The organism is Flaviaesturariibacter aridisoli, from assembly GCF_004343705.1.
GTDB classification, from domain to species: Bacteria; Bacteroidota; Bacteroidia; order Chitinophagales; family Chitinophagaceae; genus Flavisolibacter; species Flavisolibacter aridisoli.
In genome coordinates this window covers 33,761-58,152 of the sequence record NZ_SKFH01000010.1, presented here as the reverse complement: position 1 = coordinate 58,152, position 24,392 = coordinate 33,761, and the positions used below count along the sequence as shown (strand labels likewise).

General features: G+C 59.5%; 21 protein-coding genes. 14 read left to right on the top strand and 7 right to left on the bottom strand.

Features of this window, described 5'->3' with window-relative positions; all coding sequences use genetic code 11:
- Positions 1-136 precede the first annotated feature (136 nt).
- The 3 genes from pyrH to pdxH all read left to right on the top strand — a co-directional run bounded on the left by pyrH (position 137) and on the right by pdxH (position 2,554).
- Positions 137-853: a UMP kinase gene (gene pyrH, locus E0486_RS08330; protein ID WP_131851701.1), complete on the top strand. Its 717-nt coding sequence runs from the start codon at positions 137-139 to the stop codon at positions 851-853.
- 50 nt (positions 854-903) lie between these two features.
- Positions 904-1,506 carry a hypothetical protein gene (locus E0486_RS08325; RefSeq protein WP_131851700.1) on the top strand — a complete coding sequence of 201 codons (603 nt, stop codon included), beginning with the start codon at positions 904-906 and terminating at the stop codon, positions 1,504-1,506.
- Between the two features lie 400 nt (positions 1,507-1,906).
- Positions 1,907-2,554, top strand: a complete 648-nt coding sequence (pdxH, locus tag E0486_RS08320) for a pyridoxamine 5'-phosphate oxidase (RefSeq protein WP_131851699.1) — start codon at positions 1,907-1,909, stop codon at positions 2,552-2,554.
- Between the two features lie 191 nt (positions 2,555-2,745).
- Here pdxH and E0486_RS08315 read toward each other — a convergent pair whose 3' ends face one another.
- The 4 genes from E0486_RS08315 to E0486_RS08300 all read right to left on the bottom strand — a co-directional run bounded on the left by E0486_RS08315 (position 2,746) and on the right by E0486_RS08300 (position 4,888).
- The gene (locus E0486_RS08315; protein ID WP_131851698.1) at positions 2,746-2,865 is read right to left on the bottom strand and encodes a 30S ribosomal protein THX; all 120 of its coding nucleotides are present in this window, start codon (positions 2,863-2,865) and stop codon (positions 2,746-2,748) included.
- Positions 2,866-3,099: 234 nt separating this feature from the next.
- The gene (locus E0486_RS19280; protein WP_165917246.1) at positions 3,100-3,516 is read right to left on the bottom strand and encodes an HU family DNA-binding protein; all 417 of its coding nucleotides are present in this window, start codon (positions 3,514-3,516) and stop codon (positions 3,100-3,102) included.
- 130 nt (positions 3,517-3,646) lie between these two features.
- Complete coding sequence (locus E0486_RS08305) at positions 3,647-3,952, bottom strand: DUF4286 family protein (protein ID WP_131851696.1); 306 nt, start codon at positions 3,950-3,952, stop codon at positions 3,647-3,649.
- 156 nt (positions 3,953-4,108) lie between these two features.
- Positions 4,109-4,888: an exodeoxyribonuclease III gene (locus E0486_RS08300; protein WP_131851695.1), complete on the bottom strand. Its 780-nt coding sequence runs from the start codon at positions 4,886-4,888 to the stop codon at positions 4,109-4,111.
- A gap of 279 nt (positions 4,889-5,167) precedes the next feature.
- Between E0486_RS08300 and E0486_RS08295 the strand changes: the two genes are divergently transcribed.
- The 6 genes from E0486_RS08295 (at position 5,168) to E0486_RS08270 (ending at position 15,780) form a co-directional block, all read left to right on the top strand.
- Positions 5,168-8,101 (top strand): alpha-amylase family glycosyl hydrolase, encoded by a 2,934-nt coding sequence (locus tag E0486_RS08295; protein WP_131851694.1) that lies wholly within the window; start codon positions 5,168-5,170, stop codon positions 8,099-8,101.
- A 3-nt stretch (positions 8,102-8,104) separates the two neighbouring features.
- Positions 8,105-8,839: an NUDIX hydrolase gene (locus E0486_RS08290; protein ID WP_131851693.1), complete on the top strand. Its 735-nt coding sequence runs from the start codon at positions 8,105-8,107 to the stop codon at positions 8,837-8,839.
- A gap of 183 nt (positions 8,840-9,022) precedes the next feature.
- Entirely contained in the window at positions 9,023-12,061 is a 3,039-nt protein-coding gene (locus E0486_RS08285; protein WP_131851692.1) for a SusC/RagA family TonB-linked outer membrane protein, read from the top strand.
- Between the two features lie 26 nt (positions 12,062-12,087).
- Complete coding sequence (locus E0486_RS08280; protein WP_131851691.1) at positions 12,088-13,680, top strand: RagB/SusD family nutrient uptake outer membrane protein; 1,593 nt, start codon at positions 12,088-12,090, stop codon at positions 13,678-13,680.
- 27 nt (positions 13,681-13,707) lie between these two features.
- Positions 13,708-14,547 carry a SusE domain-containing protein gene (locus E0486_RS08275; protein WP_131851690.1) on the top strand — a complete coding sequence of 280 codons (840 nt, stop codon included), beginning with the start codon at positions 13,708-13,710 and terminating at the stop codon, positions 14,545-14,547.
- Positions 14,548-14,568: 21 nt separating this feature from the next.
- A complete protein-coding gene (locus E0486_RS08270) occupies positions 14,569-15,780 on the top strand; it encodes a SusE domain-containing protein (protein ID WP_131851689.1) in 1,212 nt (403 codons plus the stop codon).
- A 138-nt stretch (positions 15,781-15,918) separates the two neighbouring features.
- Here E0486_RS08270 and E0486_RS08265 read toward each other — a convergent pair whose 3' ends face one another.
- A complete protein-coding gene (locus E0486_RS08265; RefSeq protein ID WP_165917245.1) occupies positions 15,919-16,263 on the bottom strand; it encodes an HNH endonuclease in 345 nt (114 codons plus the stop codon).
- 109 nt (positions 16,264-16,372) lie between these two features.
- On the opposite strand from E0486_RS08265, the gene E0486_RS08260 reads away from it, so the two are divergent.
- Positions 16,373-16,972 carry a hydrolase gene (locus E0486_RS08260; protein ID WP_131851687.1) on the top strand — a complete coding sequence of 200 codons (600 nt, stop codon included), beginning with the start codon at positions 16,373-16,375 and terminating at the stop codon, positions 16,970-16,972.
- Between the two features lie 321 nt (positions 16,973-17,293).
- Here the strand turns inward: E0486_RS08260 and E0486_RS08255 are convergent, their stop codons facing one another.
- On the bottom strand, positions 17,294-18,874 hold the full coding sequence (locus E0486_RS08255) for a Na+/H+ antiporter (RefSeq protein ID WP_131851686.1): 1,581 nt from the start codon (positions 18,872-18,874) through the stop codon (positions 17,294-17,296).
- A gap of 800 nt (positions 18,875-19,674) precedes the next feature.
- On the opposite strand from E0486_RS08255, the gene rplM reads away from it, so the two are divergent.
- The 4 genes from rplM (at position 19,675) to tsf (ending at position 22,658) form a co-directional block, all read left to right on the top strand.
- Positions 19,675-20,124, top strand: a complete 450-nt coding sequence (gene rplM, locus E0486_RS08250) for a 50S ribosomal protein L13 (protein WP_131851685.1) — start codon at positions 19,675-19,677, stop codon at positions 20,122-20,124.
- A gap of 67 nt (positions 20,125-20,191) precedes the next feature.
- Positions 20,192-20,581, top strand: coding sequence for a 30S ribosomal protein S9 (gene rpsI, locus E0486_RS08245; protein ID WP_131851684.1), 390 nt, complete (start codon positions 20,192-20,194; stop codon positions 20,579-20,581).
- A 117-nt stretch (positions 20,582-20,698) separates the two neighbouring features.
- The gene (rpsB, locus tag E0486_RS08240) at positions 20,699-21,616 is read left to right on the top strand and encodes a 30S ribosomal protein S2 (RefSeq protein WP_131851683.1); all 918 of its coding nucleotides are present in this window, start codon (positions 20,699-20,701) and stop codon (positions 21,614-21,616) included.
- A 202-nt stretch (positions 21,617-21,818) separates the two neighbouring features.
- Complete coding sequence (tsf, locus tag E0486_RS08235) at positions 21,819-22,658, top strand: translation elongation factor Ts (RefSeq protein ID WP_131851682.1); 840 nt, start codon at positions 21,819-21,821, stop codon at positions 22,656-22,658.
- Between the two features lie 253 nt (positions 22,659-22,911).
- Here the strand turns inward: tsf and E0486_RS08230 are convergent, their stop codons facing one another.
- The gene (locus E0486_RS08230) at positions 22,912-24,243 is read right to left on the bottom strand and encodes a DUF547 domain-containing protein (RefSeq protein ID WP_131851681.1); all 1,332 of its coding nucleotides are present in this window, start codon (positions 24,241-24,243) and stop codon (positions 22,912-22,914) included.
- Positions 24,244-24,392 lie beyond the last annotated feature (149 nt).

The following is a 24,392-nucleotide window of genomic DNA, read 5'->3' as shown; positions in this document are numbered from 1 at the left end:
GGCCTCCCCCTTTTTCGGTAGGCTGTCCGGGCGCTTCCGGGGCGCTGCCTCACCCGGAGCCAAACTCCAACCCCCCAAACTCCAAATTATAAACTCCAAACCCCCTCTTATCTTCGCGCCGAAACCCTCTACACTTATGCTCCCCAAATACAAACGCATCCTGCTCAAGCTTTCCGGTGAATCACTGATGGGCGACAAAAGCTTCGGCTTCGATACCTCGGTGCTGACGCAATACGCCCTCGACATCAAAACGATCGTGGATCTGGGTGTGCAGGTGGCCATCGTGATCGGCGGCGGTAATATCTACCGCGGCATGAACGAGGCCGAGACCGGCATCGAGCGTGCCCACGGCGATTATATGGGTATGCTGGCCACGGTCATCAACGGGATGGCCCTGCAGGCCGCCCTCGAAAAGCAGGGGGTGTATACGCGCCTTCAAAGCGCCATCAAGATGGAGCAAATCGCCGAGCCCTACATCCGCCGCCGCGCCATCCGCCACCTCGAAAAAGGCCGCGTGGTGATCTTCGGCGCCGGCACGGGCAACCCCTACTTCACCACCGATACCGCCGGCTCGCTGCGCGCTATCGAGATCAAGGCCGACGTCATCATGAAAGGCACCCGCGTGGACGGCATCTATACCGCCGACCCCGAGAAGGATCCTACCGCCACCCGCTACGGCACCATCACCTACCAGGAATGCATTACGCAGAAGCTCAACGTGATGGATATGACGGCTTTTACGCTGTGCATGGAGAACACGCTGCCCATCGTGGTGTTCGACATGAACCGGAAGGACAACCTCCGCCGCGTCGTAACCGGCGAGAAAGTAGGCACACTCGTCAACGGCGGCTAAGCCGTTTCCGGAAATCCTTGTAGCTTGGTGGCGCCAAACAAATGCTGTCCATGCTCACCGTATTCCTACTGATCTGCCTCGTCGCCGGCGCCTTCCTCGCCTGGCGGTTCCGGGCGTTCCTGCCCCTGCCCGCGAGTGGCCCGCTGCCCCTGCGCGCCGGCCGGCACCGGGCGGCACCCGTCGAACCCACGGTTACTGCCCGCACGGAAGACGGCGCTGTGCCTTCCTTCCTGCCCCCCGGCCTGGAGGCCGACGAGCTGGAAGCCGACGACATCCAATGGCTGCTGGAACGCCGCCGCGCCAGCCTGCAAAAGGAAGAAACCGCCCACCTCCAACGCGAAAGCGCCGCCCGCTTCGAGGAACTGGCCCTGCAACTCGACGCCCTGGCCCTGCGCCTGGCGGCCCTGCAGGAACGCATGGCGGCCTGGAAAGGCGCCCTGCTGGAGCGGGAAGCCTTGCAATTGGCCTACGAGCAGCTGCGCAGCGAGCACCTCGACCAGCAATACGGCCTCGACGCCCTCCGCTCCGAAAACGAGCGCCTCCAGGCCGAACTGGCCGAAGCCCGCAAGGAATCCCTCCTCGACTACGAAGAGAACGAGCGCCTTAAAAAACAACTGGCCCTGCTCCGGAGCCTTACAAGGGAGGGTTTTTAAGGTTTTGAGGAGTTCTTAAGGGGACCAGGCTGTTCCCCAATCAGATAAACGAGTTTACGGGCTGATAGAATTGGTTCCCGTCCGGGTAGAACGGGTTCCCCCTTTTGAGGAACGAATTCTGTCCCGGATAGAATGAATTCCCGTTCACATAGAATTTATTCTGTTCCGGGTAGAATTTGTTTTGTTCCGGACAGAAAACGTTCCCCATTTTGAGGAACGGATTCTGTTCCGGATAGAATGAATTCTCTTTTCCATAGAACAGATTCTGTTGCGGACAGAACGAATTCTGTATACGGTAGAAATCGTTCGGGAGCGCCTGTCCGGACGGCCCCATCCGGCTACCAACCGCTCTAAACCCCCTAAACCTTTCTAAACCCTTCCCGAAGGTTACTTTTGCCCCATGCTCGACCGCTCCATCGCCGATATCCGCAAAGACTACGCGTCGCATGAATTACTGGAAAGCAATGCCGCCGACAATCCCATGGAGCAGTTTCAGCGCTGGTGGAGCGAGGCCCTCGAAAGCCGCATCGACGAGGTGAACGCCATGACGCTGGCCACGGCCTCGCCCGACGGGATGCCCTCGGCGCGGATCGTGTTGCTGAAAGGCTTCGACCCAAACGGGTTCGTGTTTTTCACCAACTACCAGTCGTTTAAAGGCATGCAGCTGGCGGAGAACCCGCGGGCTTGTCTTGTTTTTTTCTGGAAGGAGCTCGAGCGGCAGGTACGCGTGACCGGACTTGTGCAGAAGGTGCCCGCGGCCGACTCCGACGCCTATTTTGAATCGCGTCCCGAAGGCAGCCGCATCGGCGCCTGGACCTCGCCCCAAAGCCTCGTGATCCCGGGGAGGGAGTGGCTGGAGGAAGCCTACGCCGAGCAGGCGGGGGTGATGGCCGGCACGCACATCCATCGACCCGAGTTCTGGGGCGGCTACGTTGTGCGGCCCATCATCGTGGAGTTCTGGCAGGGCCGCCCGAGCCGCCTCCACGACCGCCTGCAGTATACCCTCGAAGACAACGGCGCCTGGAAGCGGGAGCGGCTGGCGCCATAAGACAAGTTTGTAGTTTGTGGTTTGTAGTTTGTGGTTGCGCAAGCGACGACAACAAAGGCGCTGCGATGCAGCGCCTTTGTAGGCAAAAGAAAAGGGAGCGCCGGGCTCCCACAGATTTCTGTTCTATTGTTCGTCATTTATAGGCCGGCGTCAGCCAACTACAAACCCCAAACTACAAACTACAAACTCCTTTAAGCTTTCTTCTCAGCAACCTGGTTGCCGGTGATCTTCTTGGCGCTTGCAGGGCGCGATTTGCCGAAAGAGCCCTTGAATGTTTTTCCTTTTTTGGTTTTTTTATCACCACGTCCCATGTTCGTAAATTTTTAAGTTAGGCTGCAAAAATAGTCAAGTTTGTGGTTTGTGGTTGGTGGTTTGTGGTTTCGCAGTGCCCGCAAGCGGTTTAGGGGCGCCGGCCATCCTTCGGCAAAGCTCAGGATGACAGGGCTTTTTGTCACGCTGAGCGCAGCCAACTCCAAACCACAAACTTCAAACTACAAACAAAGAACCCCGCGTGAGCGGGGTTCTTTACAGTTATGTCTCAGCAGTTAGAGCTTGCTGGAGAGTTCTTTACCAGCTTTGAAGCGGGCCACTTTGCGGGCCTTGATCTTGATCACTTCGCCGGTCTGGGGGTTGCGGCCGTTGCGGGCAGCGCGCTTCGACACGGAGAAGGTACCAAAGCCAACGAGGGTTACTTTGTCGCCTTTCTTCAGGGTCTTGGTTACGGAGTCAACGAAAGAATCCAGGGCGATGTTCGCCTGGGTCTTGGTGATGCCAGCCTCTTCAGCGATCTGGGCAATCAGTTCAGCTTTGTTCATAGTGGATAGAGTTAATGATTTAGAATGCAACAAATTTATACGGTTTTCCCTACCGACAAAATATTTTTCAGCCTTTTGGCGGTGCAGGCCCTTGGGCTGAAATCCGCGCGGGGGGCGGGTTTGCGGCAAATACGAATTTTTGCGCATATTATCAAAACGCGCAAGCCCTTGCCCAGCTTGTATTTCAGAGCCCCCGTCGCTTACTTCGTTGTTGAAAACTCCGGCCCCGTAAGGGTTTCAGCGTACTGTCATTTCCATTGTGCACAAGACCGTCAAATCAGTGGATAACTTCCATCACCGAGCGGAAAGCGATGAAGCGATCGCCCCAGCGCGCGAAGCTTTCATCGCGGAAGCGGGCCGCGAAATCGGTGCAATATTGCGCATAGCCTTCGGCGCCGGCACTGTGGTATTGAATGGCATACGTAGGACCCTCGCTGTCGTCCTGCTCCAGCAGGCGCAGCACCCGGAAGGAGTCGAAGCAGCCCGTGGCGATGATCGCCGGCGCATGTTCTTCCTTCAGCCAGCGCAGCCAGGCTTCGGCGATGTCGGCAGCGACTTTGACGGTAACGTTGTAAACGATCATAAAAACATTTTTGTGACGTCATTGCGACCTCGCCTGAGGCGAGGGTAGCAATCTCAATCTTTTGGCTCTGCGGCTTCATATGGGGCTACCGGCGCGGCCTATAAGAGATTGCTTCGCTCCACTTCGTTACGCTCGCAATGACGGTTACATTGGAAATTACTTGATCAGGGTTTCATCCAGTTCGGCATACACCGGGCAGTGGTCGCTGTGCTTCACGTCGGGGTAGATGGAAGCGGCGCGCAGCGCGGGTTTCAGCGGTTCGGTAACGGAGATGTAGTCGATGCGCCAGCCTTTGTTTTGCGCCCGCACCGTAGGCGAGCGCTGGCTCCACCAGCTGTAATGATGCGGGTCGTTGTTGAATTGGCGCAGCGAATCCACCCAGCCGTTGCTGTAAAATTTATCCATCCAGGCGCGCTCCTCGGGCAGGAAGCCGCTGCTTTTCTTGTTGCCCTTCGGGTCGTGGATGTCGATCTCCTGGTGGGCGATGTTGTAGTCGCCGCACAGCAGGATGTTGGGATGGGTGGCGCGCAGGCCCTGCACGTAGTCGTAAAATTCGTTGAGCCACTGGTACTTGTAGGTCTGGCGCTCGTCGCCGGAGGTGCCCGAAGGAAAATAGGCGTTGATGAGGCGCAGCTTGCCGAAATCGAGCTGGATCACGCGGCCTTCGTCGTCGCTCACCTGGTGGCCGGTGCCGCACTGCACGTCGTCGGGCTTGCGCTTCGTGAACACCGTGACGCCGCTGTAACCTTTCTTCCGGGCGCAGAACCAATGGTCTTCGTAACCAAGCGCGGCGAAGGCCCCGGCATCGACGTCGCTTTGCTGCGCCTTGGCCTCCTGGATGCAGATCACGTCGGCGGGATGGGTGCGCAGCCATTCGAGGAAACCCTTCTTGATGGCGGCCCGCAGCCCGTTGACGTTGTAAGAAATGATCTTCATGCGGGCAAGATACGAAACGTGAGGCGTGAGGCGTGAAGCGTGAGGCGTGAGGCGTCAGGCGTGAGGCGTGAAGCTTGAGGCGTGAAGCGTGAACGCTAGCGCAATAACAAAGAATGAACGCCAACAGCATCCGTTTCGCGGCCGCGCACCGCGCCCTCAGGGTTGACGGCGCACGGCTCACGAATCCTGCAGCCCCAACCAGGTCAAATAAAAAATTTTCACCATTCTTTAATGTGTTATTAGTACATAATGTACCTTTAACCCCTATACACACTTGCTATGAAACGACTGCTGCTTGCAACGCTTGCCGTTTTCACTACCCTTTTGTCGCAGGCCCAGCTGCTTACCTGGACGCCCGCCTTTCCCACCGAAGCAAACGCGGCCCAAACGCTGGCCATCACCATGGATGCCACCCTCGGCAACCAGGGGCTTCTGAATCATACGCCCACCGATGTCTACGTGCACATCGGCGTCATCACCAACCTGAGCACGGGCCCCAGCGACTGGAAGTACAGCAGGTTTTCGTGGGGCACCGCCGACCCGCTGGCAAAAGCGACACCCGCCGGCACCAACAAATGGACCTATACCATCAACGGTTCGCTCCGTAGCTTCTTCGGCATCACCAACGCTTCCGAAACGATCCAGAAGATCGCCATCCTCTTTCGCAGCAGCACCGCCACCAGCGCCACGATCAAGAAGCAGGCGAACACCGACGGCAGCGATATGTACCTCCCGGTGTATACCGCCGGCGCGTTCAACGTACGCCTCGACAAGCCGAACCGCCAGCCGAACTACGCCCTGACACCCGACGCGGTGAACTGGAACACCGGCACCACGTTTACGGCAACCGCCAACGCCAGCACCGCTTCCGACCTCAAACTGTCGCTGATCAGCGGCGGCGGCGCACCCGTGCAGCTCGGCGCCGCCAACGGCGTAACGACGCTCACCGCCAACGGCACCGTCACCTCGCTCGGCCTGCAAACCATCATCGCCGAAGCCACTAGCGGCACAACAACGGTAACAGATACCATCAAGATCTTCGTAGGACCCACCACTTCGCCCACCGCGGCCCTCCCGGCCGGCGTGGCAGACGGCATCAACTACGGCAGCGACGCCACGAAGGTGACGCTGGTGCTGCGCGCGCCCGGCAAGACCAAGGTCACCGTCATCGGCGACTTCAACAACTGGCTTGAAGACCTGAACTACGTGATGAACAAAACGCCCGACGGCAAGTTCTTCTGGATCACGCTCAACGGGCTGACCCCCGGCCAGCAATACGGTTTCCAGTACAAGGTGGACGACGCCCTGCGCATCGCCGACCCGTACAGCACCCTTGTGCTCGATCCCTACAACGACCAGTACGTGAACCAGGGCTACACCGTGTACCCGGGCGTAAAGCCTTACCCCACGGGCCTGACCACGGAAGTAGTGGGTGTGCTGCAAACCGCCGCGCCCGCCTACAACTGGGCCTCCACTTCCTATACGCGTCCCAACCGCGGCAACCTCGTGACCTACGAGCTGCTCGTGCGCGACTTCCTCGCCAACCACGACTGGAAGACCCTTACCGATACGCTCAACTACCTCTCCAACCTCGGTGTGAATGCCATCGAGATCATGCCCTTCAACGAATTCGAAGGCAACAACAGCTGGGGCTATAACCCCGACTTCTACTTCAGCCCCGACAAGTGGTATGGCCCCGCCAACGAGCTGCGCCGCTTTATCGATTCCTGCCACCGCCGCGGCATCGCCGTGATCCAGGACATCGCGCTGAACCATTCTTTCGGCATGAGCCCCATGGTGCGCCTGTACTGGGATGCCGCCAACGGCCGCCCCGCCGCCAACAATCCCTGGTTCAACCCCGCTGCGAAGCACCCCTTCAACGTAGGCTACGACATGAACCACGAAAGCGCCGACACCAAGTACTTCGTGTCGCGCGTGATGGCCTTCTGGACCAGCCAGTACAAGATCGACGGCTTCCGCTTCGACCTGTCGAAAGGCTTCACCCAGCGCCAGTCTTGCGACGCCAATGGCGCCAACTGCAACCAGGGCACCTGGGATGCCTACGACGCGGGCCGCATCGCGATCTGGAAAGCGTATTACGACTCGCTGCAGCTACACGCACCCGGTGCCTACGCGGTGCTGGAGCACTTCGCGGTGAACGACGAAGAAAAAGAACTGGCCAACTACGGCCTCATGCTGTGGGGCAACCTGCACACGCAATACAAGCAGTCGGCCCTCGGCTTCGCCAACAGCAATGCCAACCTCGATTGGGGCCTGTTTACAGTGCGCGGTTGGAACAATCCCAACCTGATGACCTATGCCGAGAGCCACGACGAAGAGCGCCTCATGTACGAGATGCTGAACTTCGGCAACTCCTCGGGCACTTATAATGTACGCGACCTCAATACCGCCCTGCAGCGGATGGAGCTTACCGGCGCCTTCCTGTTCACGGTTCCGGGGCCGAAGATGTTCTGGCAGTTCGGTGAGCTGGGCTACGACTATTCGATCAACTATTGCCAGAACGGCACGATCAACGGCAACTGCCGCACCGATATGAAGCCGATCCGCTGGGATTACTTCGCCAATGCCAACCGCAAACGCATTTACGACACCTGGAGCAAGATGATCAAGCTGCGCTCGCATCCCTGGTACGCGGCCAACTTCACCTCGAACCGCATCGGCTACCAGCTCAATGGCAACTTCCGCTGGCTGCAGGTAACCACCGACACCTCCAACATCTGCGTGGTAGGCAACTTCGACGTGGCTACACAAACCGGTAACGTGACCTTCCAGAACGCGGGCACCTGGTACGACCTGATCGACGGCACGACCTTTACCGCCACCGGCAGCGCGCAAAGCATCACGCTGCAGCCCGGCGAATACCATATTTATACAAACCGCAACACCAATAATTCGAGCAATACGCCGGTGCAGAACCTCGCCACCAGCGGGTCCAGCCTCGACGCAGGCGTTTACCCCAACCCCGCCGGCGGCCCCGCTTTCCAGGTAGACCTGTACCTGCCGGCGGCCGGCAACGCGACCTTTGACCTGCTGACCGCCAGCGGCCAGCAACTGCGCACGCTCCGCCAGGGCTACCTGCCGCGCGGCCGCCAGCTGCTGTCGCTCAACCGCGCCGGTGTGCCTGCGGGCGCCTATTTCCTGCGCATCAGCTCCAAGAACGGAAACCGTGTACTTCCCATCATCCTGCAATAAGCCATGGCTAAACGATTGCTTTTAAAGACCGCAGAAATTGAAAAGGCCACGCATATTGAGTACTTCAATATCGCGTTGTCGGTGGACTGTGTCATTTTCGGGTACGAGGACAAACAGCTGAAAGTGCTGGTGCAGAAGTCGGACCTCGCCGAGTTCCAGGGCCTCTACTCGCTGCTCGGCGACCTGGTGCGTCCCAACGAGGACCTCGACGAAGCGCCCTACCGGGTGCTGAGCGACCGCACCGGCCTCAAGGATGTATACCTCGAGCAGGTGCACACCTTCGGCAGCCTCAACCGCCACCCCTCGGGCCGCGTTGTGACCACCGCCTATTATTCCCTGATCGACGTGTGCCACCATGCCCTCCAGATCACGGAGCACGATGTACACTGGCACCCGATCAACGACCTGAAGAACCTCGCCTTCGACCACAAGCTCATTCTCGACACCTGCCTGGAGCGCCTCCGCCAGCAGGTGATGGAAGAACCCATCGTGTTTAATCTGCTGCAGGAGAAGTTTTCGCTCCGCCAGCTCCAGGACCTTTACGAAGCCATCCTGGGCGTGGACCTGGACCGGCGCAACTTCCGCAAGCGGATCACGCTCAAGAACTGGCTGGTGGATCTTAACGAGATGGAGGAAGACGTGCCGCACCGCCCGGGCAAGCTGTATAAGCTCCGTACCCAGCTTCGCCGCGAGTATCGTATGAGCGACAAGCAGCGGATGCACAAAATGGTGGTGTAGGGCGGCACCGGCCAAAGCGGAATTTTGCCGGCGAATGGGTATTTTGGCGAAAAAATTTCGTTAATAATTGTAGAAGATTTAAAATTGTGTGTTCAATACACATTGACTGCTCCGAACGATTGCAATAAAGAACTTTCCGACAGGCTTGCTACAACGTTTTAATTATTAATTATTCTCTTGCTTATGAACTGCAGAAAATTGCTCCAAAAGATCGCAATGCCGCTGTTTTTCGTGCTGCTGACCGTAGTGTCGATGGCGCAAACGCAGGTCACCGGCCGCATCACTGATGCGAACGGTGCCGGTTTGGCCGGTGTGACGGTTACCGTCAAAGGCACCGCTACAGCAACGTCCACGAACGACAACGGTCAGTTCACCATTAACGTGCCGGCAAACGGACGTACACTGGTGTTCAGCTCGGTGGGCTACGGCACCCGCGAAGAAAACATTAACGGCCGCAGCAGCATCAACAGCTCGCTGCAAACCTCCGGACAAAGCCTGAACGAAGTAGTGGTGGTGGCTTACGGCACCCGCCGCCGCAGCGACCTCACGGCTTCGGTGACCCAGGTGACGGCCAAGGATTTCCAGAAAGGCTTCCAGCCCTCGGCCGAACAGCTTATCCAGGGTAAAGTGGCCGGTGTGCAAATGACCAACGGCGGCGGCCAGGCCGGCGGCGGCTCGCGCATCCGCATCCGCGGCGGCGCGTCGCTCAATGCCTCCAACGACCCGCTGGTGGTGATCGACGGTGTACCGGTAGAAGGCAACTCCGTTGCCGGCACCGGCAACCTGCTGGGCAGCATCAACCCCAACGACATCGAGTCGATGTCGGTTCTGAAGGACGCTGCCGCTACCGCCCTCTACGGCTCGCGCGCCTCCAACGGTGTGATCATCATCGTTACGAAAAAAGGTACCCGCGGCAAAGTGAAGTTCAACTTCAACACCACCGCCTCACTCAGCGAGATCCGCAAGTTCGCGCCCGTGCTGACGGGCGACCAGATCCGCTCCATCATCGGCCAGAACGCCGGCCAGACGGGCGACTCCACCTGGTACAAGCTGCTGGGCACCGCCAACACCAACTGGCAGGACGAGATCTACCGCAAGGCCTTCGCTTCCGACAACAACATCAGCGCCTCCGGCCAGGTAAAGTGGCTGCCCTTCCGCATTTCGGGCGGCTATACCCACCAGGACGGCGTGCTGAAAAAGAACAAGTTCGATCGCATTACGGCGGCCGTTAACCTGTCGCCCAGATTCCTCGACGACCACCTGGCCGTAACGGTGAACGCCAAGTTTGCCAACATGAAGAACGACTTCTCCGACCAGGATGCGATCGGTACCGCAGCCTATTTCGATCCCACGCAGCCGGTATACGCCACGGGCGCCAAGAACAGCCTCGCCGGCTACTACCAGTTCCTGCAAAACAGCACGACTTCGCCGCTGGGTGTCGAACCCAAGTCGCTGGCCCCGGCCAACCCGGTGTCGATGATCGACCTGCGCGACAACGTGTCGACGGTGAACCGCTTTATCGGCAACGTGCAGGTAGACTACAAGCTGCACTGGTTCCCCGACCTGCACCTCCTTGCCAACGTCGGTGGTGACTTCAGCCAGGGCACCGGCCACAACAACGTGGACTCCTTTGCCTTCGCCAACTTCGCCTACGGCGGCAGCCGCTCCGAGTACAAAGGCGGCTACGCCAACAAGCTGCTCGACCTGTCGCTGTTCTACGCCAAGGACATCAAGTCGATCAACACGAAGGTGGACGCCCTGCTCCTGCACAGCTACCAGGACAACGTATACAAGATCTACAACTTCCCTTCGTTCAGCTATCGCCCGATCGCTGTAGCCGCCAACCCGGCTGCCGGCGATACGATCCCCAACTCGACCCCGCTGCCGCAGAACGTGCGCTTCAATAACTTCTACCGGCTGGAGTCCTGGCTGGGCCGCGTGAACTTCAACATCATGGACAAGTACCTGATCTCGGGTTCGGTGCGTCGTGACGCTTCTTCGAAGCTGTCGCCCGGTGGCCGCGTGGATTACTTCCCCGCCGTTTCCGCAGCCTGGCGCCTGAAGCAGGAGTTCTTCGGCAACACCCGCGCCATCAGCGACCTGAAGCTGCGTGCCGGCTACGGTGTTACCGGCCAGCAGGCGATCAATGACCTCTACTCGTACCTCGTGCGCTATACGGCCTCGAATACCAGCGCCCAGTACCAGCTCGGCAACACCTATTATACGATGTTCCGCCCCGAAGGCTACAACCAGAACATCAAGTGGGAGCGCACGAGCACCTTCAACATCGGCCTCGACTTCGCCTTCCTCAACAACCGCCTGTCGGGTACCCTCGATTATTATCGTCGCAAAACCACCGACCTGCTGCTGGACGTTCCCGTGGCCCCGGGTGCCAACTTCCGCAACGTGATCACGAAGAACGTGGCCTCGATGAAGGGTGAAGGCCTGGAGCTGGCGATCAACTCCACGCCGGTGCGCACCAGCAACTTCAGCTGGGACTTCAACGTCAACGCCACCTGGCAGAAGCGCCGCATCACCTCGCTGCAGGACTTCCCCGATCCCAACTTCAAGGGCATCGATGTAAGCGGCATCGGTATCGCTACCGGCAACTTCGTGGGCAAGCAGCGTGTGGACGAAGCGCCCTATGCTTTCTATGTGTATAAGCAAGTATACGACAAGGACGGCCGCGCCCTCGAAGGCGTGTTCGAAGACCTGAACCGCGATGGTGTGGTCAACGACAACGACCGCCGCCTGTTCAAGAAGCCGGATGCCGACTTCCTCCTGGGCTTTTCTACCCAGTTCAACTACAAGAAGTTCTTCCTCGGCGCAGCAGCGCACGGCCAGATCGGCAACTACATCTACAACCAGTATGCCGCCGGCTCCGTACTCGCCAGCCTGAAGAACCCCATCGGTATCGTGGGCAACGCATCGCCCTCGTTCCTCCAGACGGGCTTCCAGAACAACTCGAACAACCAGTTCCTGTCGGATTACTACATCCAGAATGGCTCTTTCCTTCGTATAGACAACATCAACCTCGGTTACGACCTGGGCAATGTGATCAGCAAGCGCACGACGCTGCGTGTGAACGCCAGCATCCAGAACGTGGCGATCATTACGAACTACACCGGCCTGGATCCGGAGCTGTCGGGCAACTCGAACATCGACGCCAACATCTACCCCCGTCCGCGTATCTACTCGCTCGGCTTTAACCTGGACTTCTAATCTGAAAACTGAGTAAAACCATGAAAATGTTCTCCCTAAAAAATAAGCTGTTCCTCGGAATGAGCGCCGTGCTGCTGCTGGGCTCCTGCGCCAAGAAGCTCGACCTGTTCCCTGAGAACGAATTCACCCAGGAGCAGGTGTATTCCACCGCCGCCGGCTACAAGCAGGTGCTGGCCAAAGTGTACGGCGCCATGGCCCTGTCGGGCAACTCCGGTCCTGCCGGCTCCTCCGACATCCAGGGTCTCGACGAAGGCTCCCAGTCGCCCTTTATCCGCGGCTTCTTTAACGCACAGGAGCTGCCCACCGATGAGGCCATCGTGTCGTGGGACGACCAGACCATCAAGGACTTCCACGGTCTGCGCTTCACCACCAACGACCCCTTCCTCTACGGGCTGTATTCGCGCCTCATCTACAACGTGGCCCTCGCCAACGAGTTCCTGCGTGAGTCGTCCGACGCCAAGCTGTCCGGCCGCGGCATCTCCGGTGCCGACGCCGACGAGATCCGCCGCAACCGCGCCGAAGTGCGCTTCCTCCGCGCCTTCAACTACTGGTGCATGGTAGACCTGTTCGGCAAGTCGACCTTCATTACCGAAGACTTCGTGGTCGGCGGCTCGCAGCTGCCCGCCGAGATCAGCCGCACCGCCCTCTTCACGTTTGTGGAGAACGAGCTGCTGGCCATCCAGAACGACATGGCTGCCGCCAAGAGCGCCGAGTACGGCCGCGTAGACCGCGCCGCCGCCTGGGCCCTCCTTGCCCGTATGTACCTCAACGCCCAGGTGTACACCGGCACGGCCCGCTACACCGACGCCATCACCTACTCCAAGAAAGTCATCGACGCCGGCTACACGCTGTATCCCAGCTACCCCGGTATGTTCCTGGCCGACAACGACAAGGCGAAGAGCGAGTTCATCTATACGATCAACTGCGACGGTGCCCGCACCCAGAACTACGGCAACACCTCGTTCCTCATCCACGCCCCCAGCGGCGACAATGCCTCGGCTGAATACGGCGTTGCCGGCGGCTGGTATGGCTACCGCGTTACCCGCCAGCTCGTGAACCTGTTTCCCGACCCGACCGGTGCTTCCGACAAGCGCGCCCTGTTCGCCAACCTGTCGAACCCCGATATCAACGACGTAGGCCAGTTCATGCAGGGTGTGCAGCCGAAGAAGTGGCGCAACATCCGCTCCGACGGCGCTCCTGTTTCGGACGCGCAGGCCCGCAACTTCGTCGACAACGACTTCCCCGTGTTCCGCCTGGCCGAGATGTACCTCATTTATGCGGAGGCCGTAGCCCGCGGCGGCACCGGCGGCGACCAGACCACGGCCCTCGGTTACCTCAACCAGCTCCGTGAGCGCGCCTTCGGCAACGCGTCGAACAACTTCACCGGCTTCCCCTCCCTCAGCGCCCTCCTCGACGAGCGCGCCCGCGAGCTGTACTGGGAAGGTCATCGCCGCACCGACCTCGTGCGCTACAACCTGCTGACCACCGGCACCTACCTGTGGCAGTGGAAAGGCGGCTCGCAGTCGGGTACCTCGGTAGACAGTAAGTACAACCTGTTCCCGATCCCGCAGCAGGCCCGCACGGCGAACCCGAACCTGTCGCAGAATACCGGCTATTAATTCCCATAAATAATTAATTTCGTTTATATGAAACTCAAATCTTTGTACCTCGCCTTCGCGGCCCTCGTGCTGGGTCTGACGGCCTGCAAAAAGCAGGAAACGCAGACGGTGCTCGAAGAAGGCACGGCGCCGGCCCTGACGGCCTCCGTTGCCAACAACGCGCAGATCCCGCTGGACTACTACGTACGCGGCAACAACGCCATCACGTTCAACTGGACGAACCCCAACTACCGCTTCAACACGGGCGCCTCCTCGCAGGGGGTGACCTACCGTATGGAGGTCGATACACTGGGAGCCAACTTCACCAACCCGCGCAAACGCACGGTGACCGTGACCAACGGCGTCAGCAAATCCTTTACGCAGGAAGAATTCAACGACCTCCTGTACACGGGCCTGCAGCTGAAAGACAGCATCCAGCACACGATCCAGGTGCGCCTTACCGCGTACATGGGCAACAACGCCGCCCAACTGTCGTCGAACACGATGACCTTCAAGGTGACGCCCTACGACATTCCTCCCAAAGTAGCGCCCCCGACAACGGGTCGCCTGTGGATCACCGGCTCGGCCACCCCGGCCAGCTGGATGGGTGGCGGCGACGCCCCCGTAGCTGCCCAGGAGTTCACCCGCCTGTCGCCCACCAAGTATGAACTGACGGTTCGGCTCAACGGCGGCCAATCTTTCCTCCTCGTGCCGCAGTACGGCGATTGGGGTGACAAGTACGGCTACACCGGCGGCGGCAACGCCAACAACGTCAACGGCGACGAATTCAAGCGCGGTGGCAATGACCTCAAGGCTCCGAACGACACCCGCAACTACAAGATCACCGTTGACTTCAAGCTCGGTACTTACACCGTAACCCCTGCTTAACACACTAATCAAAACATTGCTATGAAACTGTTCTCAAAATTCTTCGGCGTGCTCGCGCTGGCCTCGCTGCTGCTGACGGCCTGCGACAAGAAGGACGTGGTGGACACCGCGGCCAACGGCAACGCTCCGAAACTGGAATCCAACACGGTCGTACTGGCCCCCCAGGCCGTCGACTCGCTCCGCACCGTGCTGTCGCTGCGCTGGACCAACCCCAACTACTCCGTGAACATGGCCACCAAGTACGTGGTGGAGATCGACTCGGTAGGCAAGAACTTCTCGAGCCCGCTGAGCCGCGAGGTGATCAACGGCAACGCCGCCGACTTCACCGCCAAGGACCTCAACACCTGGATGCTCAGCCGCGGCTGGGCCTTCAACGTGCCCGTGAGCCTGGAGACGCGCGTCGTCTCTTCGTACAACAACAACAATGAGCGCCTCGTTTCCAACGTGATCCCGATCCGGATGACGCCCTACCGCACGCCGCCGCGCGTGGTCGTTCCGGCTTCCGACAGCCTCGTGATCACCGGCGCCGCCACCGGCGACGGCTGGGCTAACGCCAACCCCGCACCCGTGAAGCAGAAGTTCTCGAAGCTCGATGGCACCACCTGGGCCGGTATCTTCCTGCTCACCGGTGGCCAGGAGTTCCTCATCCTGCCGGAGTCGGGCAACTGGAACAAGAAGTACGCCCTGGCCGACAACACCGTGGCCGGCGTAGCCTCCTCGGGTACCTTCGGCTACAAGGACCCCTCCACGCCGAACACCTACGACGCCAACTTCAAGGCACCCGCAACGACCGGCTACTACCGCATCGAGCTCGACTTCCAGACCGGCCGTTATACGATCACCCCGTGGACGGGCATGCTTACCCCCAACTTTTACGTAACGGGCGCCGCCACCGGCGATGGCTGGGCTAACTCCAGCACGCCCCCGGCCACGCAGACCTTCACCCGCATCAACTCGTCGGAGTATACCCTGACCACCACCCTCCAGGGCGGCCAGGAGTTCCTCATCCTGCCCATCGCCGGCAGCTGGGACCAGAAGTATGCCCTGAAAGACAACACCGTTGCGGGCATCTCCGCCGGCGGTGAGTTTGGCTACAAAGACAATACGACGCCGAATACGTACGACTCGAACTTCAAGGCACCCGCTACCACGGGCACCTACACGATCCGGTTGAACCTGGCGCAGCGCGTTACCCCCGGCTCCAACGCCTCGGGTCGCTTTACGATTCAATAAGCCTTATAGTACAAGCAGGAAAAAGGCGCCCTTCGGGGCGCTTTTTTTATTCCAGATCTCAGATCTCGGATTCAGGGATGCCCCGTCAATGAGGGAAACAGGGTCCTAAATCTGGAATCTGCGATCCGAAATCTGAAATTATTTGAGGTATCTCCTTTTGAACCACAAATAATCCGCTTCGGTGCGGAACACCGCCGGGCCGGCGCTGTTGACGTAGTGGACCACCTCGCGGGTATGGGCGATCTTTTCGAGGAGGTTGCGGGCCGTGGCCGCCCTGCCCGCACGGTCGTATTCGCCCTGCAGGTAGGCCAGGAAGTCGTGGGGCATCAGGGCCTTCTTTTGCGTATTGCACGCGCGGCAGCAGCGGCGCTTGTTGGCAGCCGTCTTGGCCCCGCCCTTCGACTGCGGAATGAGATGATCGATGGTCGGGATCACGTGGTGGTTGAATGCCCGCCCGCAATAGCAACAGCGTTTATCGTCCAAATCGTTTGGAGTTTGGAATTTGTGGTTTGTAGTTCCGCGATGCGCGGTTAAGTTGCAAAGAATTGGTCGTTCCCCAACCACAAACTACAAACAACAAACCACAAACCCCATGAGTCTGAACCTGAACCCTACCGAATTCGGCGACCCGGCCAACGCGGGGAACGTTCTTTCCGACCACGAGGCGCTGGAGCTGCTCCACAGCTGGGTACCCAACGAGCGCCTCCGCCTGCACATGAAGCAGGTGGGCGCGGTGATGCGCGCCTGGGCGCTGGAACGCGAGGGGCTTCCCGGGTCCGAGGCCCACAAATGGTGGCTCGCCGGCGTACTCCACGATGCCGACTGGGAACAGTGGCCCGACCAGCACTGCCGCAAGATCATCGAAGAACTCGAGCGGCGCCGCATCGACCCGGCCGTCATCCGGTGCATCGCGTCGCACGGACCGAAGCACTTCGGCGTGGAGCCCGTATCGAAGATGGACCAGATGATCTACGTGTTCGACGAGCTGTCGGGCTTCATCCATGCCGCCGCGCTCATCCGCCCCACGCGCTACGAAGGCATGGACGTGAAAAGCGTGTTGAAGAAGCTCAAAACGCCCTCCTTCGCCGCCCAGGTCAATCGGGAAGACATCGAGGACGCCCGCGCCCGCACCGGCATTCCGCTCGAAGAGCTCATTGCCTTTATCCTGAAAGTGCAGCCGGCTGTTGCCTGAGTGGAAAAGACAGGGCCGCGCGGTCCGCAAGCAACCGGCCGGGCTTTTCGGCACCCGCCCTTTGCTAAAGACCTTGGCCAGAAAACTCCGTATTTATACGGTTGTGGGGGTGGAAAAGGTTGATTAGACTTGCTGAAGAAAGGAAACAGTCTTTTCCGCCGCATGCAGAAGGGAAGAATATCATTTGTAATGGCTTCCGCCGCATGCGAAAGGGGGTAAAAACGATTTGAAAGATCGGTCGTCTGCTGCTGCGCAGCCGCGTAGCGGCTTCCTGTTTATTGCCCCGGACTTCATTCCGGGGACCCGGATGCAGGCATGGCGCTACAGCAGCTTGATCCGCTCCTCCTCCAAATCGATCTGGTAGATCTGCCAGCGGATGACGCGCTCGTCGAGGTCGGGGTAGCGGTTGAGGGAGGCCACGAAGCCGCGCTGGCGCTCGAGCAGCTCGATGTAGCATTGCTTCACCTTGGGCGACATGGCGAGGTTCTCGGGCAGCGCCAGCTTCGTTTCCCACTGCCGGAGCACCCGCTGCAGGTGCGGGTCGCTCCACTGCCCCTGTTCCTGCTTGCGGCGCAGCAGGTCTACGGTAAAGTGCGCCACCTTTTTGTGCACCTTACGGCGGGCTTCTTCTTCGGGGATCTCGTCTTCGTTGTGAAAAAGCTTCGAGCGGCGGATGAGGGTGGGCAGCGTCAGGCCCTGGAGCAGCAGCGTCAGGAGGATCACCACGAAGGTGATGAACAGGATGAGGTTGCGCTGCGGGAACGGGCCGCCGGCGGGGCTGGTGGCGGGGATGGCCAGCGCCGCCGCCAGCGACACCACGCCGCGCATGCCGGTCCAGCCGAGCAGCAGCGGCAGGCGCCACATCCGCCGCGGGTTGTCGCGCGAGGGCGCCACCGACGGGCGGAACAGGAGGGTGGCTCCCAGCGCCGCGTAGCAGCTGACGATCCGCGTGGCGATCAGCACGGCGGTGACCAGCACCCCCCAGCCGATGGCCGTACTGAGGGGCACGCCCTGGGCGCGCAGGCCCGCCACGATATCGGGCAGCTGCAGCCCGATGAGCATGAACACGATGCCGTTGAGCAGGAAGATAAAGGCCTCCCAGAAGTTGGACTCGCGGATGCGGCTTTCGCCCGACAGGAATTCCATGCGGCGGTTGGACAGAAAGAGCCCGCCCGTGACCACGGCGAGCACCCCCGAGCTGTGGGCCTGCTCGGCGATCCAGTAAAAGAAGTAGGGCTCGATAAGGGTCAGGGCGATGTCGGAGGAGGCGTTGGTGGGCAGGCGCTTGTGCACCTGCATGAAGACCCAGCCGGCGAGGAGGCCGATGCCCACGCCGCCCACCAGCATCCACGAAAAGGAGGCGAGCGCGGCGCCGAACACGAACTGCCCGGTGCCGATGGCCACGAGGGCAAAGCGGAAGATGATGAGCGAGGAGGCGTCGTTGAGGAGGCTTTCGCCTTCGAGGATGGTCGAGGTATTGCGCGAGATGCGCACGAAACGCATGATGGCGCCGGTGCTCACGGCGTCGGGCGGCGACACGATGCCGCCGAGGAGGAAACCGAGGGCGAGGGAAAAGCCGGGGATGAAGTGGTTGGCCAGCACGGCCACGGCCCCTGCCGAGAAGAACACCACCAGGAAGGCGAAGGAGCCGATGATGCGCCACCACTTTTTCATTTCCTTGAGCGAGATGCTCCAGGCGGCCTCGAACAGGAGGGGCGGCAGGAAGATGAAGAAGATCAGGTTGGGATCTACCCGCATGCGGGGCAGCCCGGGGAGAAAGGAAAGGAGCAGCCCGCCCACCACCAGCAGCACCGGGTAGGCGATGCGCAGGCGGGTGGCCAGCATTTCGAGGAAGACGATCGCGGCCACGAGGGCCAGCAGGAAGGGGAGGTGTTCGTGCATAAGGAGATAACAGCAAAATACAGCCCGGCCGCGAAAAAAGGAAGGCCTTTCCCGTAAGTGGGTGCCTCGTGTATGGTGCGTGGATCAGCGCTTTTTTGCCACGCGGAGAAAGGAAGGAAACAATTTGAACGCGGAGGCGCACAGAGACCGCGGCGTTCGTGAACTTCAACCGCGGCGGCTTTACAGGCATCTACGCCTCTGCTCTTCGTAAGCCGAGCGTCCTGCTGCGCAGGACATCCGCGGCGGCAGAACTACGGGCATTGACCATTTCCGAGGTGGTCTTGCGTAAGCGTTTGGGTTTCGTAGGGACGGAAACCTTTTGGACGCCCTCCGCGCAGGTCCCGCTCTGCGGGACGCTTGAATTACGATGTTGACGCAAAGGAGTATTCAAACGGAAGTCAGCAATTGCAACCTTTAGCCACCCCCTTTGCTTCTTCCCAACCTCTGCGTCTAATGTCCCCCCTCCTTGTCTTTGCGTTCAAAAAAACCGCAGCGCCGTCCTGCACCCCGGGTGAAAATGGCCCGAGCGCGCCTCGTAATGCCCCGGGTAATTCCTAAAGACTTCCAAAAGGTGCCAAAATTTCCATTGTTTTTCAACCAGTTACAAAGGTGGCTGTAAAAATACACGTCCTTTTTCTTGGCTATGTGGATAAGTTCGGGCTACCTTTGCGCCTCCTTAAGCCCGCTTTGGCGGGTGGCGGGCGCCCGGCAGGAGGATGGTCCTGCGGGTTTATTTTTCAAAAAAACGCCTACTGTCGGCGTCGGCAACGGGGCCGGGCAGGAAGCAAAAACCTCTTTTCATGAGCAAATTACATTTTACAACGAAGCATGCGAATGCGGCTACCGTACAGCACAACTGGCATGTTGTGGACGGTACCAATCAAACCGTGGGTCGTATGTGCGCTCGTATTGCCGCCATCCTGCGCGGTAAGAACAAAGCGTACTACACCCCTCACGTCGATTGCGGTGACAACGTAATCGTGATCAACGCCGACAAGGTTGTCCTGACCGGCGCCAAGATGGACGAGAAGCTCTACGACCGTTACTCGGGTTACCCCGGTGGCCGTAAGGAAGAAACCGCCAAGGACCTCCTGAAGCGCCGTCCGGAAGTGCTGATCGAGCGCGCCGTGAAAGGCATGCTGCCGAAGAACCGCCTGGGCCGCAAGATGTACAAGAAGCTGTACGTATACGCCGGCAACCAGCATCCGCACACCGCCCAGCAGCCGAAAGAACTGAAGATCGGCAAGTAGCCCCACCCCGGCCCTCCCCGAGAGGGAGGGAGTAAAAAACTCTAAGTAACCGCAAACCCCATATTAAATGGAAAAGCAAAGAAACAGTGTTGGCCGTCGTAAGGAAGCTGTAACGCGTGTGTTCCTCACCCGCGGCTCCGGCGCCATCACCGTAAACGATAAAGACTACAAAGCCTACTTCCCGCTCGTATACCTGCAAAACCAGGTCGAGCGTCCCCTGAAGACCGTTGAGGCTGCCGACAAATTCGACATCAAGATCAACGCCGCCGGTGGTGGTGTGAAGGGTCAGGCTGAAGCCGCTATGCTCGGCATCGCCCGTATCCTGGTCGACATCAACCCCGAGTATCGTCCCGCCCTCAAGGCCGCCGGCCTGCTGAAGCGTGATCCCCGCTCGGTGGAACGTAAGAAGTTCGGTAAGAAGAAAGCCCGCCGTTCCTTCCAGTTCAGCAAGCGCTAATACGGCCCCATCCCAGCCCTCCCCGAGGGGGAGGGAGTTGGAAAGCCGCGAAATATCTGAAATATTCAAAACAATATTCTGTTCCGCCCGAGGCGGGACGGCGATAAACTCAAACAAATGGAACAAAACACTTCCTTACAACAGCAGCTTCTGGAGGCCGGCGTACACTTTGGCCACCTGAAGAAGAAGTGGAACCCCAAGATGCTGCCGTACATCTTCGCCGAGAAGAAGGGCATTCACATCATCGACCTCAACAAAACCACGGAGCACCTGCAGGAAGCGGCTGCCGCCATGAAGCAGATCGCCCGCAGCGGCAAGAAGATCCTCTTCGTGGGCACGAAGAAGCAAGCGAAGGATATCGTTACCGAATGCGCCCAGCGCGTGACCATGCCCTACGTTACCGAGCGCTGGCTCGGCGGCATGCTCACCAACTTCAACACGGTGCGCAAGAGCGTGAAGAAAATGCAAAGCATCGACAAGATGCTGACCGACGGCTCGTTCGACTCCATCACCAAGAAGGAGCGCCTGACGCTGAGCCGCGATAAAGACAAGATGGAAAAGGTACTGGGTGGTATCGCCCAGCTCGGCCGCGTTCCGGCTGCCCTCTTCATCGTAGACATCGGCCACGAGCACATCGCCCTCGCCGAAGCCAAGCGCCTGGGCATCCAGACGTTCGGCGTGGTGGATACGAACTGCGACCCCAACAAGGTTGACTTCGCCATCCCCGGCAACGACGACGCTACCAAGTCGATCGCGATCATCACCAACTACATCACCGCTGCCATTGCTGAAGGCCTCTCCGAGCGCCAGACTGCCAAGGACGAAGACGGTGAAGAAGCTGCTGACGGCGAAAACGACAAGCGCGCTTCGCGCCTTGAGGCAGAAGCCCAGGCCGAAGGTGGTCGCGGCGGCCGTGGTGGCCGTGGTCCCGGCCAGGGTGGCCAGGGCGGTCCTGGTGGCGCCGGCGGTGGCCAGCGTCGTCGCACGCCCGCCGGTGGCGGTGGTGGCGCCCGTCGCCCGGGTGGTGGCCGATAAAGCCCCCTGTCCCCCAAAGGGGGCACTTAGATCGATTCGTCTTTCTTAGATCGACAGTTCTTTCTAACAGATCTTTCTATAACAATACAGTTCCGCATTTGCGGAACTGTATTGTATTAATACCGGTTCGAAAGAAGAGTTCGTGTTCCCCTTTCGAACGCCAACTACAAACTTCAAACTACAAACTATAAACTTTTCCCTCATGTCTACTGTAACGATTACAGCCCAGGATATCAACAAGCTGCGCCAGGCAACCGGCGCCGGTATGATGGATTGCCGCAAGGCCCTCACCGAGACCAACGGCGACTTTGAAGCCGCTATCGACTGGCTGCGCAAGCAGGGCCAGAAAGTGGCCGCCAAGCGCAGCGACCGGGAAGCCAAGGAAGGTGTGGTGATCGCCAAGACCACCGCCGACAACAAGACCGGCTTCATCGTGACCATCTCCTGCGAGACCGACTTCGTGTCGAAGAACGCCGAATTCGTAGCCTTCGCCCAGAGCATCGCCGACGCTGCCGTTGCCAACAACGTGAAGAGCGCCGAAGAACTCAACGAGGTGACCGTGAATGGTGCCAAAGTTTCCGACCTGATCAACGACAAGCTGGCCTCCATCGGCGAGAAGATCGGTGTTGCCCGCTTCGAGCGCGTGGAAGCTCCCTACGTGGCTTCCTACATCCACGGCGCCAACCGCATGGGTGTGCTGGTAGCGTTCAACAAAGACGCCGGCGACGCCGGTAAGGACATCGCCATGCAGATCGCCGCGATGAACCCCGTAGCCGTCGACGAAAGCTCCGTACCCTCCGACGTGGTCGAGCGCGAGAAAGCGGTGATCATGGACATCATCCAGCAAGATCCCAAGATGGCCGGCAAGCCCCAGGAAATGCTCGAGAAGATCTCCCAGGGCAAGCTCAACGCCTTCTTCAAGGAAAGCACCCTCAGCGCACAGGCCTTCGTGAAAGACTCTTCGAAGTCGGTAGCCGACTACCTGAAGAGCGTCGACAGCGACCTGAAAGTGATCGACTTCAAGCGTGTAGCCCTCGGCTAAGAGCGCTGGATCCTATACCTGATAACAAGCCCCGTCGATCCGACGGGGCTTGTTTGTTTATTGGTCTATTGGTTGATTAGTTAATTGGTAACCGGGGCCTACCGGTGAGAGAAAGGTTTCGAAGAAAAGAAGGTTTTGAATCGCGAAGGGAATAAGAAAAGAAGTGGTTACGCTAAGAATACATTCATCTTAGCGAATACCTTATTCACTTCTTTTCTTCGCGGTTCCGACCCTTTTTCCCTTTGCTTCCTTATTACCCGCCGGGGGTGTTCAGGATCTTCGTATCCAGCTCGAGGCTCCAGTTGTACGGCTGGAAGCGGAGGTTGGGCTTGGCGCCCGCGCGGATCAGGCCTTTTTCCTGCAGCAGCTTCCGGATGCCCTGCTTGCCGCCGAAGTCGTTGCGGTACCAGCCCATGACGGCGGGCACGTCCACGATGTTATCGGAGGGGCTGCTCACCACTTCGTTGCGCAGGTAGTTGTTCGTGGCCACATCGAGTTGCTTGCTCACATCTTCCGGACTGTAATAAGCAATCGGCGGGCAACTCTTGGCGCCGCAGTTGAGCGCGAAGTGAATGCGGTAGTCGACCTCGTCTACACGCTGCGCTGTTTCAAAGGCATCGGGCAGCGGAATGCGGATGTAGGCTACCCCACCGCTGCGGGTGCGCGAGCGGCGCAGGATGCCGTGCTGGATGTCGTCGAGGCTCAGGTCGTGGCCGGCCACGTTGAAGGTCTTGTCGGTAAAGAACTCCTTGCGCCGGTTGTAGCGCGAAGGGTCCTTACGCAGCGAGGCCTGCACAAACCCATTGTATAGGTTGATCCAGAACGCTTTCCGGGCATCGTCGTTGGGCAGTGCGCTTTTGAGATCGGCGGGCGCGAGGTTGCGCAGGCGGCTGAGGTACCCGTCGATCGGCTCGCCGGTGCGGGCGGCGTACACGAAGTCCTGCGACAGCTGCACCACCGCGTTGGCGCTGCGCCGGCTGGGAGCGGGCACGGCCGCCGATGCCGCAGGAGCAGTGGGGGCGCTGCTGCCGGCCGTTGCCCCATCGCTGTTTTTCGAGAGCCAGTAGGAAAGGGCGGCGTCGGAAATGAGCCCCGCCTCCGTGACGGCCACAATGTTGCCGGCCGAATCGAGCACCAGCGTATACGGGTAAGAAGGCGGCGCAAAGCGCGCGCTGAAGGTTTCGGCACTGTCTGCCACGAGGGGCAGGCGCACCGGGTTTTTGGCGAGGAAGGCGCGGAGCTTCGCCGGCGACTCGGTAGCCACCAGCACCACGCGCAGCACGTCGGGGTTTTTGTCCTGTAGTTCCTGCAGGCGTGGCAACGCGCGGATGCAGGGTACGCACCAGGTAGCAAAGAAATCGAGAATGGTGATCCGTCCGCGTAGGCTGTCGAAGCGCGTGGAGGGCTCGCTGCGGTTGAGTACTGGCGAAAGGGCCACGTCGGCCACCTTGCTGCCGAGGCGATAGGGGGTCTGTGCCGTCAGGATGTTGCAGCAGAGAAGAAGGAATAAGATCGTGGTGCCCACTTTCATGGTCTTGATCCGCCGTGGCCGGCGATTCTTTTTATGCAGGGAAAACAGTGCCACAGCGCGCTACAGAAGACCTTGCATGAAGGACAATTTTTCAGAGAAAGGTTATAGAAGTAAAAAAAGTTTTTCACCGCGAAGAGAAGAAGAAAAGAAGATGGTACGCTAAGATTTGCGTGTATTCAATTTTTCACCGCGAAACCACTTAT

Bases quoted from the DNA above. Each gene is read 5' to 3' on its own strand.
- pyrH (WP_131851701.1), top strand. From the start codon at position 137: ATGCTCCCCAAATACAAACGCATCCTGCTCAAGCTTTCCGGTGAATCA.
- E0486_RS08325 (WP_131851700.1), top strand. From the start codon at position 904: ATGCTCACCGTATTCCTACTGATCTGCCTCGTCGCCGGCGCCTTCCTC.
- pdxH (WP_131851699.1), top strand. From the start codon at position 1,907: ATGCTCGACCGCTCCATCGCCGATATCCGCAAAGACTACGCGTCGCAT.
- E0486_RS08315 (WP_131851698.1), bottom strand. From the start codon at position 2,865: ATGGGACGTGGTGATAAAAAAACCAAAAAAGGAAAAACATTCAAGGGC.
- E0486_RS19280 (WP_165917246.1), bottom strand. From the start codon at position 3,516: ATGCGCAAAAATTCGTATTTGCCGCAAACCCGCCCCCCGCGCGGATTT.
- E0486_RS08305 (WP_131851696.1), bottom strand. From the start codon at position 3,952: ATGATCGTTTACAACGTTACCGTCAAAGTCGCTGCCGACATCGCCGAA.
- E0486_RS08300 (WP_131851695.1), bottom strand. From the start codon at position 4,888: ATGAAGATCATTTCTTACAACGTCAACGGGCTGCGGGCCGCCATCAAG.
- E0486_RS08295 (WP_131851694.1), top strand. From the start codon at position 5,168: ATGAAACGACTGCTGCTTGCAACGCTTGCCGTTTTCACTACCCTTTTG.
- E0486_RS08290 (WP_131851693.1), top strand. From the start codon at position 8,105: ATGGCTAAACGATTGCTTTTAAAGACCGCAGAAATTGAAAAGGCCACG.
- E0486_RS08285 (WP_131851692.1), top strand. From the start codon at position 9,023: ATGAACTGCAGAAAATTGCTCCAAAAGATCGCAATGCCGCTGTTTTTC.
- E0486_RS08280 (WP_131851691.1), top strand. From the start codon at position 12,088: ATGTTCTCCCTAAAAAATAAGCTGTTCCTCGGAATGAGCGCCGTGCTG.
- E0486_RS08275 (WP_131851690.1), top strand. From the start codon at position 13,708: ATGAAACTCAAATCTTTGTACCTCGCCTTCGCGGCCCTCGTGCTGGGT.
- E0486_RS08270 (WP_131851689.1), top strand. From the start codon at position 14,569: ATGAAACTGTTCTCAAAATTCTTCGGCGTGCTCGCGCTGGCCTCGCTG.
- E0486_RS08260 (WP_131851687.1), top strand. From the start codon at position 16,373: ATGAGTCTGAACCTGAACCCTACCGAATTCGGCGACCCGGCCAACGCG.
- E0486_RS08255 (WP_131851686.1), bottom strand. From the start codon at position 18,874: ATGCACGAACACCTCCCCTTCCTGCTGGCCCTCGTGGCCGCGATCGTC.
- rplM (WP_131851685.1), top strand. From the start codon at position 19,675: ATGAGCAAATTACATTTTACAACGAAGCATGCGAATGCGGCTACCGTA.
- rpsI (WP_131851684.1), top strand. From the start codon at position 20,192: ATGGAAAAGCAAAGAAACAGTGTTGGCCGTCGTAAGGAAGCTGTAACG.
- rpsB (WP_131851683.1), top strand. From the start codon at position 20,699: ATGGAACAAAACACTTCCTTACAACAGCAGCTTCTGGAGGCCGGCGTA.
- tsf (WP_131851682.1), top strand. From the start codon at position 21,819: ATGTCTACTGTAACGATTACAGCCCAGGATATCAACAAGCTGCGCCAG.